The following is a 13,513-nucleotide window of genomic DNA, read 5'->3' as shown; positions in this document are numbered from 1 at the left end:
AAGCGGGAATAGCTCAGTTGGTAGAGCACGACCTTGCCAAGGTCGGGGTCGCGAGTTCGAGTCTCGTTTCCCGCTCCAAATTCTTATCTCCATAAAATTATCCACAGCGTATTTTCACGTTGGGGACCTTTTATTTTGCCTCTGAAACACTCTTGTAAACAGACTTATCCACAGGTCCAGGCATTATTCCTGGAATACAAAAAACTTCGCCTGGTGAATAGTAACTTTGTAACTTATTGAAATTGATAGATTAATTATCATTTCGAAATGTTAATGCGATCACTTGACGATTTTTTCCCTCTTGAATCGCAATGTCTTTTTATTTTTATACACAAGCTGTGGATGACTCAGGCGTCGCGCGGCAGTCCCTTTTCAATGACCCTGACCAGGCGTTGTTTCTTCGGTAATTGCACCTCCACCACGCAGGCATTTCGCTTCTCAATTTGCTGCGCAATCGCCCACTCTATGTGTTCATCGAGAAGTGGGTGCTCACCCCGGCGACTTTCCAGGGCGGTAATTACGGCGTTATCCCAGGGCGCATTGCCTAACGCGACGGCAATATTTCGCAGCCAGCGTAAGTGACCAATGCGGCGAATCGCCGATCCTTCCGTAACTTTTAAAAACCAGGCTTCGCTCCAGCCAAACAGTTCAATCAGCTCTGGCGCGTGAAGATGCTTGCGGGGACTGAAATCTTCTTCATCGGTCAGTTGCGAGTAGCGGTTCCACGGGCAGATAAGCTGACAATCGTCGCAGCCGTAAATCCGGTTGCCCATTAATGGCCGAAGCGCTTCTGGTATCGCCCCCTCCAGCTCAATCGTGAGATAGGAGATGCAGCGGCGCGCATCCACCGTGTAGGGCTCGACGATTGCGCCAGTCGGGCAGATGGTCAGACAGGCAACGCATTTCCCGCAGCCTTCTTCAACTGGCGTATCAATGGGGAGAGGCAAATCAATTAACAACTCCCCCAGAAAAAAGAACGAACCGGCTTCGCGGTTAAGGATTAGTGAGTGCTTACCTGTCCAGCCAAGCCCGGCTTTTTCAGCCAGCGGACGTTCCAGAATGGGCGCAGAATCGACAAACGGTCTAAAATTCAGCGAAACGCAGTGCTGCTGAATCCTCTCGCCGAGTTTTTTGAGACGGTTACGTAACAGCTTATGGTAATCACGGCCCAGCGCATAACGGCTGACGTAGCCCAGAGAGGGATTTTTTAGGGTACTGGCGAAAGCGGCATTGGCAGGCAGATAATTCATGCGCACACTGATGACGCGCAGCGTGCCGGGCAATAATTCGTGAGGGCGGGCGCGCATCATTCCGTGGCGAGCCATCCAGTCCATTTCGCCGTGGTATTGTTTATCCAGCCATGCCTGTAATTTGGGTTCGCTGGCGCTGAGATCGGTATCGGTAATACCGACCTGCTGAAAGCCCAGTTCCAGCCCCCACTGTTTAATATTTTGCGCTAACTGATTGAGATCGAGGGGCTCTGACATGACGGACCATACAATGAAGAAAAACCCCGCAAGTATACCACACTCCATCTGGCCCGCCGATGAGATCAAACGGGCGGAACGCGAGGCGGCGGACAGCTTAGGGCTGACGCTGTATGAGCTGATGCTGCGGGCGGGGGAAGCCGCATTTCAGGTTGCACGCGACGCGTACCCCGATTCCCGGCGCTGGCTGGTGCTTTGCGGTCACGGTAATAATGGCGGCGACGGCTACGTGGTGGCGAGGCTGGCGAAAGCCGCAGGTATTGAGGTGACGCTACTGGCGCAGGAGATCGATAAGCCGCTTCCTGAAGAGGCAGCGCAGGCGCGCGAGGCGTGGCTCAATGCCGGGGGCGTCATTCATGCGTCGGATATCATCTGGCCGGATCATATTGATGTGATTATTGACGCCCTGCTGGGGACCGGCCTGACGCAGGCTCCGCGCACCTCCCTCTCTACGCTTATTGAACGAGCGAACAGCCATCCAGCGCCGGTGGTGGCTATTGATATCCCTTCCGGTTTGCTGGCGCAAACGGGCACCACGCCTGGAGCGGTGATGAATGCCGCGCATACCGTTACCTTCGTTGCGCTGAAACCCGGTTTACTGACGGGCAAAGCGCGGGATGTCGTGGGAGCGCTGCACTTTGACGCGCTGGGGCTGGAAAGCTGGCTGGCAGGACAAGAAGTTCGTATCCAGCGCTTTGCGGCTTCGCAACTTTCCCACTGGCTGACACCACGCCGCCCGACGTCGCATAAAGGCGATCATGGTCGGCTGGTCATTATTGGCGGCGACCACGGGACGGCGGGAGCGATACGTATGACCGGCGAAGCGGCGCTGCGTGCCGGAGCGGGATTAGTGCGGGTGCTGACGCGCAGCGAAAATATCGCGCCGTTGCTGACCGCCCGTCCCGAACTGATGGTGCATGAACTGACGCCTCAATCTCTTGATGACAGCCTGCAATGGGCGGACGTGGTGGTGATAGGCCCCGGGCTCGGACAGCAGGAATGGGGTAAAAAAGCGCTACAGAAAGCTGAGAATTTTCGCAAACCGATGCTCTGGGATGCGGATGCGCTGAACCTGCTGGCAATCAATCCCGATAAACGTCACAATCGCGTGATCACGCCGCATCCGGGGGAAGCCGCGCGGCTACTGGGTTGTTCTGTCGCAGAAATTGAAAGTGATCGCTTACTTTCAGCACGTCGTCTGGTAAAACGGTATGGCGGCGTGGCGGTGCTGAAAGGTGCGGGAACGGTCGTCGCCGCCCAATCGCATGCGTTGGGCATTATTGATGCCGGTAATGCCGGGATGGCCAGCGGTGGAATGGGCGATGTGCTTTCCGGCATTATTGGCGCATTGCTTGGACAGAAGTTTTCCCCGTATGATGCAGCGTGTGCGGGATGTGTTGCCCACGGTGCGGCGGCGGATGTTTTAGCGGCGCGTTATGGCGCCCGCGGCATGCTGGCAACCGATCTCTTTTCTACGCTACAGCGTATTGTTAACCCTGATGTGATTGACGTAAACCATGATGAATCGAGTAATTCCGCTACCTGACGAGCAGGCGACTTTAGACCTGGGACTACGCGTAGCGAAAGCCTGTGACGGTGCGACCGTCATCTATTTGTACGGCGACCTGGGGGCGGGAAAAACCACCTTCAGCCGGGGATTTCTACAGGCGTTGGGCCACAAAGGCAATGTGAAAAGCCCGACCTACACGCTGGTTGAGCCCTATACGCTCGATAACTTAATGGTGTATCACTTCGATTTATACCGACTTGCGGACCCTGAGGAGCTGGAATTTATGGGGATCCGTGATTATTTTGCCAACGATGCCATTTGCCTGGTGGAATGGCCGCAACAAGGTAAAGGTGTACTGCCTGACCCGGATGTCGAAATACACATAGATTACCAGGCGCAAGGTCGTGAGGCGCGCATTAGTGCTGTCTCCTCATCAGGTGATTTGTTGCTGGCGCGTTTGGCCGGTTAACCTTAAGGGTGGCGGGATGATTTATCGCATCAGAAATTGGGTGGTGGCAACGCTGGTCCTGCTGTGCGCGCAGGCGGGAGCCGCCAGTCTCTCCGATATTCAGGTATCTAACGGCGATCGGCAGGCGCGGATTACGTTCAGTTTTATCGGCGATCCTGATTACGCGTTTTCGCAAGAAGGTAAACGTACCGTCGCGCTGGATATCAAACAGACCGGCGTGATTCAGGGACTGCCGTTGCAGTTTAGCGGCAACAACCTGGTAAAAGCGATTCGCTCCGGTACGGCGAAAGACGCGCAGTCGCTGCGGTTGGTTGTCGATCTGACGGAGAACGGTAAAACCGAGGCCGTGAAACGACAGAGCGGCGGTAACTATACCGTGGTCTTTACCATCAACGCCGATACGCCTCCGCCGCCACCTCCACCGCCTGTCGTCGCAAAACGCGTTGAGACGCCGGTGGTCACTCCGCGTCCGACTGAACCTGCGCGAAATCCGTTTAAAACAAACCAGGATCGCGCTACCGCTGTCACCAGCAGCAATACGGTAACGCGCCCGGCAGCGCGGACGACATCCAGTAACGGCGACAAAGTGGTGATCGCCATTGATGCCGGTCACGGCGGGCAAGACCCCGGCGCTATTGGCCCCGGCGGGACGCGGGAGAAAAACGTGACGATTGCTATCGCCCGTAAGCTGCGCACGCTGTTGAATAACGATCCGATGTTCAAAGGCGTATTGACCCGCGACGGGGATTATTTCATCTCCGTGATGGGGCGCTCCGACGTGGCGCGTAAGCAGAACGCCAATTTCCTCGTCTCCATTCATGCGGATGCCGCGCCAAACCGCAACGCGACGGGCGCCTCGGTATGGGTGCTGTCAAACCGGCGCGCCAACAGCGAAATGGCGAACTGGCTGGAAGAACATGAGAAGCAGTCTGAGCTGCTGGGCGGCGCGGGCGATGTGCTGGCGAACAGTCAGGCTGACCCCTACTTAAGCCAGGCGGTGCTGGATTTGCAATTCGGTCATTCCCAGCGCGTAGGGTATGATGTGGCGACAAACATGTTAGGTCAGTTGCAGCGCATTGGTTCGCTGCATAAGCGTCGCCCTGAACACGCCAGCCTCGGCGTGTTGCGTTCCCCGGATATCCCCTCGGTGCTGGTTGAAACGGGCTTTATCAGCAACAGCGGCGAAGAACGTTTGCTGGCAAGCGATGCTTATCAGCAGCAGCTGGCAGAGGCGATTTACCAAGGGTTGCGTAACTACTTCCAGGCGCATCCGGTGCAATCCGGGCCGCAGAGTGCTCCGGCGCAAACGGCCAGCGCGGTGTCGCCGGGTGAGTCGTTGATTAACTAAGGATTTTACATGCCGATTCAGGTTCTACCGCCGCAACTGGCGAACCAAATTGCCGCAGGTGAGGTGGTAGAGCGACCTGCGTCGGTTGTGAAAGAGCTGGTGGAAAACAGCCTTGATGCAGGGGCGACGCGGATCGATATTGATATCGAACGCGGCGGCGCAAAGCTTATTCGTATTCGCGATAATGGCTGCGGAATTAAAAAAGACGAGCTGGCGCTGGCGCTGGCCCGCCATGCCACCAGTAAAATCGCCTCGCTTGACGATCTCGAAGCGATTATCAGTCTCGGATTTCGCGGCGAAGCGCTGGCAAGTATCAGCTCGGTTTCGCGTTTAACCCTCACGTCACGTACCGCGGAACAGGCGGAAGCCTGGCAGGCCTATGCCGAAGGGCGTGATATGGACGTGACGGTAAAACCGGCGGCGCATCCGGTCGGCACCACGCTGGAGGTGCTGGACTTGTTCTACAACACGCCGGCACGGCGCAAGTTTATGCGCACCGAGAAAACCGAGTTCAATCACATTGACGAAATTATCCGCCGCATTGCGCTGGCGCGCTTCGACGTCACCCTTAATTTGTCGCACAACGGTAAAATGGTGCGCCAGTACCGCGCGGTTGCGCAGGACGGGCAGAAGGAGCGTCGATTAGGCGCGATTTGCGGCGCACCGTTTCTGGAACAGGCGTTGGCGATTGAATGGCAGCACGGCGATCTGACGCTGCGCGGCTGGGTGGCCGATCCTCACCATACTACGGCGGCGCTGGCGGAAATCCAGTACTGCTACGTGAACGGCCGCATGATGCGCGACCGGTTAATCAATCATGCGATTCGTCAGGCCTGTGAAGACAAACTGGGCGGCGATCGGCAACCGGCATTTGTGCTGTATCTGGAGATTGACCCGCATCAGGTGGATGTGAACGTGCATCCGGCGAAACATGAGGTGCGTTTCCACCAGTCGCGGCTGGTGCATGATTTCATCTATCAGGGCGTATTGAGCGTGCTACAGCAGCAGCTTGATGCGCCGCTGCCGCTGGCGGAAGAAGATCCTGCGCCGCGTCACATCCCGGAAAACCGCGTGGCGGCCGGGCGTAATCATTTCGCTGAACCGGCCTCTGCGCGGGAACCCGCCGCGCCGCGCTATTCCACGTCGTTAGGGGCAACCGGCGGACGTCAGCCTGCTGCCAGTTGGCCGCATGCCCAGCCGGGCTACCAGAAACAGCAGGGCGAAGTGTACCGCCAGCTGTTACAGACGCCCGCTCCGCGACAACCGGCGCTTGCACCGGAAGCAGAAACGGCAGCGCCGTCACTGGCAGGGCATAGCCAGAGTTTCGGTCGCGTGCTGACCATTGTCGGCGCGGATTGCGCACTGCTTGAGCGTGACGGCAATATCCACCTGCTGGCGCTGCCCGTGGCGGAACGCTGGCTGCGTCAGGCCCAACTGACGCCGGGGCAGACGCCGGTCTGCGCCCAGCCGTTGTTGATTCCGCTGCGCTTAAAAGTGTCGGCGGAGGAGAAATCCGCGCTGGAAAAAGCGCAAACACCACTGACGGATCTGGGGATTGAATTCCAGTCAGATGCGCAGCATGTGACCATTCGTGCAGTGCCTTTACCCTTACGCCAACAAAATTTACAAATCTTGATTCCTGAACTGATAGGCTACCTCGCGCAGCAGTCAGCGTTTGACGCGGGCAATATTGCACAGTGGATTGCGCGGAATTTGATGAGTGAACATCCACAGTGGACGATGGCGCAGGCCATTACGCTGTTGGCTGATGTAGAGCGGCTATGTCCGCAACTCGTGAAGGCGCCGCCGGGTGGTCTGTTACAACCTGTTGATTTACATTCGGTGATGAACGCCCTGAAACATGAGTGATGTAAGTAAGGCGAGCCTGCCAAAGGCGATTTTTTTGATGGGGCCGACGGCCTCCGGCAAGACGGCGTTAGCAATTGAATTGCGTAAAGTTTTGCCAGTAGAGTTGATAAGCGTTGATTCCGCCCTTATTTATCGGGGGATGGACATCGGTACGGCGAAGCCGACAGCTTCAGAGTTAAAGGCCGCTCCGCACCGATTGCTGGATATTCTCGATCCAGCGCAAGCGTACTCAGCAGCGGATTTTCGCCGCGATGCGTTAGCGGAGATGGCGGAGATTACTGCGGCGGGGCGTATTCCGCTGTTAGTGGGCGGCACCATGTTGTATTTCAAGGCGTTGCTGGAAGGACTTTCGCCCTTACCGTCGGCGGAACCTGAGATCAGAGCCCGAATTGAGCAACAGGCGGCAGAGCAGGGATGGGATGCGTTGCACCGACAGCTTCAGGATATTGATCCGGTCGCTGCCGCACGGATTCATCCAAATGATCCGCAAAGACTTTCCCGGGCACTGGAAGTTTTTTTCATTTCGGGTAAAACTTTAACGGAACTGACGCAAACGTCAGGAGACGCTCTACCGTATCAGGTGCATCAGTTCGCCATCGCCCCGGCGAGCCGTGAACTGCTCCATCAGCGAATTGAGCAGCGTTTTCATCAGATGTTGGCTTCAGGTTTTGAAGCAGAAGTTCGGGCGCTTTTTGCCCGTGGAGATTTGCATACGGACTTGCCTTCCATTCGTTGTGTGGGATACCGCCAGATGTGGTCATACATTGAAGGCGAAATTTCATATGATGAAATGGTTTATAGAGGTGTTTGCGCCACGAGGCAGTTGGCGAAGCGTCAGGTAACCTGGTTGCGTGGTTGGGAAGGAGTACGCTGGCTTGACAGTGAAAAGCCTGACCAGGCGCGAAACGAAGTATTGCAGGTTGTTGGTGCTATCGCGAACTGAATGTGTACAATTGAGACGTATCGTGCGCAATTTTTCAGAATCGAAAGGTTCAAAGTACAAATAAGCATATAAGGAAAAGAGAGAATGGCTAAGGGGCAATCTTTACAAGATCCGTTCCTGAACGCACTGCGTCGGGAACGTGTTCCAGTTTCTATTTATTTGGTGAATGGTATTAAGCTGCAAGGTCAAATCGAGTCTTTTGATCAATTCGTGATCCTGTTGAAAAACACGGTCAGCCAGATGGTTTACAAGCACGCGATTTCTACTGTTGTCCCGTCTCGCCCGGTTTCTCATCACAGTAACAATGCCGGTGGCGGCACCAGCAGTAACTACCATCACGGTAGCAGCGCGCAGGGCACTTCTGCGCAACAGGACAGCGAAGAAACCGAATAAGGTTTTGGCTGTTTTACACACGGGGAGCCAGGGAACCTGCGTTCCCCGCTGATATATATCGAGGGGTTGACGCTTGTTTGACCGTTATGATGCCGGTGAGCAGGCGGTACTGGTACACATCTATTTTTCGCAAGACAAAGATATGGAAGACCTCCAGGAGTTTGAGTCTCTGGTCTCTTCCGCCGGTGTCGAAGCAATGCAGGTGATTACCGGTAGCCGTAAAGCACCGCACCCGAAGTACTTTGTAGGTGAAGGTAAGGCAGTTGAAATTGCGGAAGCCGTGAAAGCGTCTAACGCTGCGGTCGTGCTTTTCGATCATGCTTTAAGCCCGGCCCAGGAGCGTAACCTGGAACGTTTGTGTGAATGTCGCGTGATCGACAGAACCGGTCTTATTTTAGATATTTTTGCTCAGCGTGCACGTACCCACGAAGGTAAGTTGCAGGTTGAACTGGCGCAGTTGCGTCATCTGGCCACGCGTCTGGTTCGTGGCTGGACCCACCTTGAAAGGCAGAAAGGCGGGATTGGTTTGCGCGGTCCGGGTGAAACCCAGCTCGAAACCGACCGTCGTTTGCTGCGTAATCGTATTGTGCAAATACAGTCGCGCCTGGAAAAAGTTGAGAAGCAACGTGAGCAGGGGCGGCAGTCGCGTATAAAAGCGGATGTCCCGACGGTCTCGCTGGTGGGATATACCAACGCCGGTAAATCCACCCTTTTCAATCAGATTACTGAAGCCAGGGTGTATGCCGCAGACCAACTGTTTGCGACCCTGGACCCGACGCTGCGCCGTATCGATGTCGCAGATGTGGGGGAAACCGTACTGGCGGATACCGTAGGGTTTATCCGTCATTTACCGCACGATCTGGTGGCAGCGTTTAAAGCGACCTTGCAGGAAACCCGGCAGGCCACGCTCTTGTTACACGTTGTTGATGCCGCTGATGTGCGCGTACAGGAAAACATCGACGCAGTGGATACGGTTCTCGAAGAGATCGACGCTCACGAGATCCCAACCCTGATGGTGATGAATAAGATCGATATGCTGGACGATTTTGAACCGCGTATCGACAGGGATGAAGAGAACAAACCAATCCGTGTCTGGCTTTCTGCGCAAACAGGGGTTGGGATACCACAGCTTTTTCAGGCTTTGACGGAGCGGCTTTCCGGCGAGGTGGCGCAGCATACGTTGCGTTTGCCGCCGCAGGAAGGGCGTCTGAGAAGCCGGTTTTACCAACTTCAGGCAATAGAAAAAGAGTGGATGGAGGAGGACGGCAGCGTAAGTTTGCAGGTTCGCATGCCGATTGTCGACTGGCGTCGCCTCTGTAAACAAGAACCGGCGTTGATCGACTATGTGATCTAATGGCGGCTCGTCTGGAGCATGGAGTAATTTCGCCTTATCCCTCTCGTCGAAAGACAACGGGGATCACCGCATAACAAATATGGAGCACAAACATGGCGTGGAATCAGCCCGGTAATAACGGACAAGACCGCGACCCGTGGGGAAGCAGCAAACCTGGCGGCAACTCTGAGGGAAATGGAAACAAAGGTGGTCGCGATCAGGGGCCACCTGATCTTGATGATATCTTCCGCAAACTGAGTAAAAAGCTCGGTGGTCTGGGTGGCGGTAAAGGTACAGGCTCTGGCGGTGGTAGTTCATCGCAGGGGCCGCGCCCGCATATCGGAGGTCGTGTCGTTACCATCGCAGCGGCAGCGATCGTCATTATCTGGGCTGCCAGCGGTTTCTACACCATCAAAGAAGCGGAACGCGGCGTGGTGACACGCTTCGGTAAATTCAGCCACCTGGTTGAGCCGGGTCTGAACTGGAAGCCGACGTTTATCGATGAAGTTACCCCGGTGAACGTGGAAGCGGTTCGCGAACTGGCGGCGTCCGGTGTGATGCTGACTTCTGATGAAAACGTTGTGCGCGTTGAGATGAACGTGCAGTACCGTGTGACCGATCCGCAACGTTATCTGTTCAGCGTGACCAGCGCGGATGACAGTCTGCGTCAGGCGACCGACAGCGCCCTGCGTGGGGTTATCGGTAAATACACGATGGACCGCATTCTGACGGAGGGTCGTACCGTTATTCGTAGCGATACCCAGCGTGAACTGGAAGAGACCATTCGTCCGTACAACATGGGTATTACCCTGCTGGACGTCAACTTCCAGGCAGCGCGTCCGCCGGAAGAGGTAAAAGCGGCGTTTGACGATGCTATCGCGGCGCGTGAGAACGAACAGCAATACATCCGTGAAGCGGAAGCGTACACCAACGAAGTTCAGCCGCGTGCGAACGGTCAGGCGCAGCGTATTCTTGAAGAAGCGCGTGCATACAGAACCCAAACCATCCTGGAAGCGCAGGGTGAAGTGGCTCGCTTCGCTAAAATTCTGCCGGAATATAAAGCCGCACCAGAGATTACTCGCGAGCGTCTGTATATCGAGACGATGGAAAAAGTGTTGAGCCATACGCGTAAAGTTCTGGTCAACGACAAAGGTGGCAATCTGATGGTTCTGCCATTGGATCAGATGCTGAAAGGCGCTAACGCGCCTGCGGCAAAAGACAGCACGGGTAACAATCTGCTGCGTCTGCCGCCGGCTTCATCGTCCAGCACGAGCGGAGCAAGCAATACCTCGTCCACCAGTCAGGGCGATATTATGGACCAACGCCGCGCTAACGCGCAGCGTAACGACTACCAGCGTCAGGGGGAATAACGATGCGTAAGTCAGTTATTGCGATTATCATCATCGTGCTGGTAGTGCTGTACATGTCTGTCTTTGTTGTCAAAGAAGGCGAGCGCGGAATTACGCTGCGTTTCGGTAAAGTTCTGCGTGACGATGAAAACAAACCGCTGGTTTATGAGCCGGGCCTGCACTTTAAGATCCCGTTCATTGAGTCGGTGAAAACGCTTGATGCGCGTATCCAGACGATGGACAACCAGGCCGATCGCTTTGTAACCAAAGAGAAAAAAGACCTGATCGTTGACTCCTACATCAAATGGCGCATCAGCGATTTCAGCCGTTACTACCTGGCGACAGGCGGCGGCGATGTTTCTCAGGCCGAAGTGCTGCTGAAACGTAAGTTCTCTGACCGTTTGCGCTCTGAGATTGGTCGTCTGGATGTGAAAGACATCGTGACCGATTCCCGTGGCCGTTTAACGCTGGAAGTGCGTGACGCGCTGAACTCCGGTTCTGCGGGAACGGAAGATGAAGTGGCGACTCCGGCGGCGGATAGCGCGATTGCCGAAGCAGCTGAACGCGTTGCGGCAGAAACCAATGGCAAAGTGCCGGTGATCAACCCGAACAGTATGGCGGCGTTAGGTATCGAAGTGGTGGATGTGCGTATCAAGCAGATCAACCTGCCGACCGAAGTATCCGAGGCGATTTACAACCGTATGCGCGCCGAGCGTGAAGCGGTAGCCCGTCGTCACCGTTCACAGGGTCAGGAAGAAGCGGAGAAACTGCGCGCGACCGCCGACTATGAAGTGACCAGAACGCTGGCGGAAGCCGAGCGTCAGGGCCGCATTTCGCGTGGTGAAGGTGATGCCGAAGCCGCGAAACTGTTTGCCGATGCCTTCAGTCAGGACCCGGACTTCTACGCCTTCATCCGTAGCCTGCGTGCTTACGAGAAGAGCTTCGAAGGCAATCAGGACGTGATGATCATGAGCCCGGACAGCGATTTCTTCCGTTACATGAAGACACCGAATACGGCAACACGTTAAAATCGTATCAACGGTTTTAGATGAACAAAACCACCGGCATCCTCAGGGAGGCGGTGGTTTTCTTTTTATATAAGGACGATGGATGAATTCAACTATCTGGCTGGCGCTTGCCCTCGTTTTGGTACTGGAAGGTTTAGGCCCGATGCTGTATCCCCGCGCCTGGAAGAAAATGATCTCTGCCATGACGCAACTGCCGGAAAATGTTTTACGTCGTTTTGGCGGCGGTCTTGTGGTTGCCGGAGTTGTTGTCTACTACATGTTGAGGAAAACGATTGGCTGATCAAAAAGTAGTCGTATTTGCCGATCTTAGCATGCAAAAAGTGCTGTATATCTGAAAAAGCGATGGTAGAATCCATTTTTAAGCAAACGGTGATTTTGAAAAATGGGTAACAACGTCGTCGTACTGGGCACCCAATGGGGTGACGAAGGTAAAGGAAAGATCGTCGATCTTCTGACTGAACGGGCTAAATATGTTGTACGCTACCAGGGCGGTCACAACGCAGGCCATACTCTCGTAATCAACGGTGAAAAAACCGTCCTCCATCTTATTCCATCAGGTATTCTTCGTGAGAATGTTACCAGCATCATCGGTAACGGCGTTGTGCTGTCTCCGGCTGCGCTGATGAAAGAGATGAAAGGACTGGAAGACCGTGGTATCCCTGTCCGTGAGCGCCTGCTGCTGTCTGAAGCCTGTCCGCTGATCCTTGATTATCACGTTGCGCTGGATAACGCGCGTGAGAAAGCGCGTGGCGCGAAAGCGATCGGCACCACCGGTCGTGGTATTGGCCCGGCTTATGAAGACAAAGTGGCTCGTCGCGGTCTGCGCGTTGGCGATCTGTTCGATAAAGCTACCTTCGCTGTAAAACTGAAAGAAGTGATGGAATATCACAACTTCCAGCTGGTGAATTTCTACAAAGTGGAAGCCGTTGACTACCAGAAAGTGCTGGATGATGTGATGGCAATCGCCGACATCCTGACCTCTATGGTTGTTGATGTTTCCGATCTGCTGGACCAGGCGCGTAAGCGCGGCGATTTCGTCATGTTCGAAGGCGCGCAGGGTACGCTGCTGGATATCGACCACGGTACTTATCCGTACGTTACCTCCTCTAACACCACTGCGGGTGGCGTAGCGACCGGTTCTGGCCTGGGGCCGCGTTATGTGGACTACGTTCTGGGTATCATCAAAGCTTACTCCACTCGCGTGGGCGCGGGTCCGTTCCCGACTGAGCTGTTTGATGACACCGGCGAGTTCCTGTGCAAGCAGGGTAACGAATACGGTGCCACCACCGGTCGTCGTCGTCGTACCGGCTGGCTGGACTCCGTTGCTGTGCGCCGTGCGGTGCAGATCAACTCCCTGTCTGGCTTCTGCCTGACCAAACTGGACGTGCTGGACGGTCTGGAAGAGGTGAAAATCTGCGTGGCTTACCGTATGCCGGATGGCCGTGAAGTGACCACCACACCGCTGGCAGCGGATGACTGGGAAGGCATCGAGCCGATCTACGAAACCATGCCGGGTTGGTCTGAGTCCACCTTTGGCGTGAAGGATCGCAGCGGCCTGCCGCAGGCGGCGCTGAACTACATCAAACGTATCGAAGAACTGACCGGCGTGCCGATTGATATTATTTCTACCGGCCCGGATCGTACTGAAACGATGATTCTGCGTGACCCGTTTGACGCATAATTTAGGGTCATGGCGCAGTGCCTGATGGTGCTGCGCTTATCAGACCTGTTCACACTGTAGGCCGGATAAGGCGCTTTTCGCCGCCATCCGGCTTAATACAGCG

General features: G+C 55.3%; 12 protein-coding genes and 1 tRNA gene. 12 read left to right on the top strand and 1 reads right to left on the bottom strand.

From position 1 onward, the window contains the following. The first annotated feature begins 2 nt into the window (after positions 1-2). Positions 3-78, top strand: a tRNA-Gly gene (locus OGV50_RS05435). A 269-nt stretch (positions 79-347) separates the two neighbouring features. On the opposite strand, the gene queG is transcribed toward OGV50_RS05435, so the two are convergent. After that, positions 348-1,487: a tRNA epoxyqueuosine(34) reductase QueG gene (gene queG / locus OGV50_RS05430; RefSeq protein ID WP_049009166.1), complete on the bottom strand. Its 1,140-nt coding sequence runs from the start codon at positions 1,485-1,487 to the stop codon at positions 348-350. On the opposite strand from queG, the gene nnr reads away from it, so the two are divergent. The 11 genes from nnr to purA all read left to right on the top strand — a co-directional run bounded on the left by nnr (position 1,486) and on the right by purA (position 13,410). After that, positions 1,486-3,033, top strand: coding sequence for a bifunctional ADP-dependent NAD(P)H-hydrate dehydratase/NAD(P)H-hydrate epimerase (gene nnr, locus OGV50_RS05425; protein WP_200091152.1), 1,548 nt, complete (start codon positions 1,486-1,488; stop codon positions 3,031-3,033). The genes queG and nnr overlap by 2 nt on opposite strands. Beyond that, positions 3,005-3,466, top strand: coding sequence for a tRNA (adenosine(37)-N6)-threonylcarbamoyltransferase complex ATPase subunit type 1 TsaE (gene tsaE / locus OGV50_RS05420; protein ID WP_012134443.1), 462 nt, complete (start codon positions 3,005-3,007; stop codon positions 3,464-3,466). Before nnr ends, tsaE begins: the two co-directional genes overlap by 29 nt. A gap of 16 nt (positions 3,467-3,482) precedes the next feature. Beyond that, on the top strand, positions 3,483-4,814 hold the full coding sequence (amiB, locus tag OGV50_RS05415; RefSeq protein ID WP_200091160.1) for an N-acetylmuramoyl-L-alanine amidase AmiB: 1,332 nt from the start codon (positions 3,483-3,485) through the stop codon (positions 4,812-4,814). A gap of 9 nt (positions 4,815-4,823) precedes the next feature. Next, positions 4,824-6,683, top strand: coding sequence for a DNA mismatch repair endonuclease MutL (gene mutL / locus OGV50_RS05410; protein WP_200091168.1), 1,860 nt, complete (start codon positions 4,824-4,826; stop codon positions 6,681-6,683). Continuing rightward, complete coding sequence (gene miaA, locus OGV50_RS05405) at positions 6,676-7,626, top strand: tRNA (adenosine(37)-N6)-dimethylallyltransferase MiaA (RefSeq protein WP_047459461.1); 951 nt, start codon at positions 6,676-6,678, stop codon at positions 7,624-7,626. The genes mutL and miaA overlap by 8 nt, the downstream gene beginning before the upstream one ends. 84 nt (positions 7,627-7,710) lie before the next feature. Continuing rightward, complete coding sequence (gene hfq, locus OGV50_RS05400) at positions 7,711-8,019, top strand: RNA chaperone Hfq (RefSeq protein WP_012134439.1); 309 nt, start codon at positions 7,711-7,713, stop codon at positions 8,017-8,019. 73 nt (positions 8,020-8,092) lie between these two features. Further along, entirely contained in the window at positions 8,093-9,373 is a 1,281-nt protein-coding gene (gene hflX / locus OGV50_RS05395; protein ID WP_047459460.1) for a ribosome rescue GTPase HflX, read from the top strand. A 92-nt stretch (positions 9,374-9,465) separates the two neighbouring features. Next, a complete protein-coding gene (gene hflK, locus OGV50_RS05390) occupies positions 9,466-10,722 on the top strand; it encodes an FtsH protease activity modulator HflK (RefSeq protein WP_012134437.1) in 1,257 nt (418 codons plus the stop codon). A gap of 2 nt (positions 10,723-10,724) precedes the next feature. Further along, complete coding sequence (hflC, locus tag OGV50_RS05385) at positions 10,725-11,729, top strand: protease modulator HflC (protein WP_012134436.1); 1,005 nt, start codon at positions 10,725-10,727, stop codon at positions 11,727-11,729. 82 nt (positions 11,730-11,811) lie between these two features. Continuing rightward, complete coding sequence (locus OGV50_RS05380) at positions 11,812-12,009, top strand: DUF2065 domain-containing protein (RefSeq protein WP_024130795.1); 198 nt, start codon at positions 11,812-11,814, stop codon at positions 12,007-12,009. A gap of 102 nt (positions 12,010-12,111) precedes the next feature. After that, positions 12,112-13,410 (top strand): adenylosuccinate synthase, encoded by a 1,299-nt coding sequence (gene purA / locus OGV50_RS05375; protein ID WP_012134433.1) that lies wholly within the window; start codon positions 12,112-12,114, stop codon positions 13,408-13,410. The last annotated feature ends 103 nt before the right edge of the window (positions 13,411-13,513 follow it).

It is taken from the genome of Citrobacter sp. CK180 (assembly GCF_030333655.1).
Lineage (GTDB): Bacteria > Pseudomonadota > Gammaproteobacteria > Enterobacterales > Enterobacteriaceae > Citrobacter_B > Citrobacter_B koseri.
This window is presented reverse-complemented; position numbering and strand designations above follow the sequence as displayed.

What these genes read in the sequence shown, in the direction of transcription:
- nnr (WP_200091152.1), top strand. Translation starts at nt 1,486, where the DNA reads ATGACGGACCATACAATGAAGAAAAACCCCGCAAGTATACCACACTCC.
- queG (WP_049009166.1), bottom strand. Translation starts at nt 1,487, where the DNA reads ATGTCAGAGCCCCTCGATCTCAATCAGTTAGCGCAAAATATTAAACAG.
- tsaE (WP_012134443.1), top strand. Translation starts at nt 3,005, where the DNA reads ATGATGAATCGAGTAATTCCGCTACCTGACGAGCAGGCGACTTTAGAC.
- amiB (WP_200091160.1), top strand. Translation starts at nt 3,483, where the DNA reads ATGATTTATCGCATCAGAAATTGGGTGGTGGCAACGCTGGTCCTGCTG.
- mutL (WP_200091168.1), top strand. Translation starts at nt 4,824, where the DNA reads ATGCCGATTCAGGTTCTACCGCCGCAACTGGCGAACCAAATTGCCGCA.
- miaA (WP_047459461.1), top strand. Translation starts at nt 6,676, where the DNA reads ATGAGTGATGTAAGTAAGGCGAGCCTGCCAAAGGCGATTTTTTTGATG.
- hfq (WP_012134439.1), top strand. Translation starts at nt 7,711, where the DNA reads ATGGCTAAGGGGCAATCTTTACAAGATCCGTTCCTGAACGCACTGCGT.
- hflK (WP_012134437.1), top strand. Translation starts at nt 9,466, where the DNA reads ATGGCGTGGAATCAGCCCGGTAATAACGGACAAGACCGCGACCCGTGG.
- hflC (WP_012134436.1), top strand. Translation starts at nt 10,725, where the DNA reads ATGCGTAAGTCAGTTATTGCGATTATCATCATCGTGCTGGTAGTGCTG.
- OGV50_RS05380 (WP_024130795.1), top strand. Translation starts at nt 11,812, where the DNA reads ATGAATTCAACTATCTGGCTGGCGCTTGCCCTCGTTTTGGTACTGGAA.
- purA (WP_012134433.1), top strand. Translation starts at nt 12,112, where the DNA reads ATGGGTAACAACGTCGTCGTACTGGGCACCCAATGGGGTGACGAAGGT.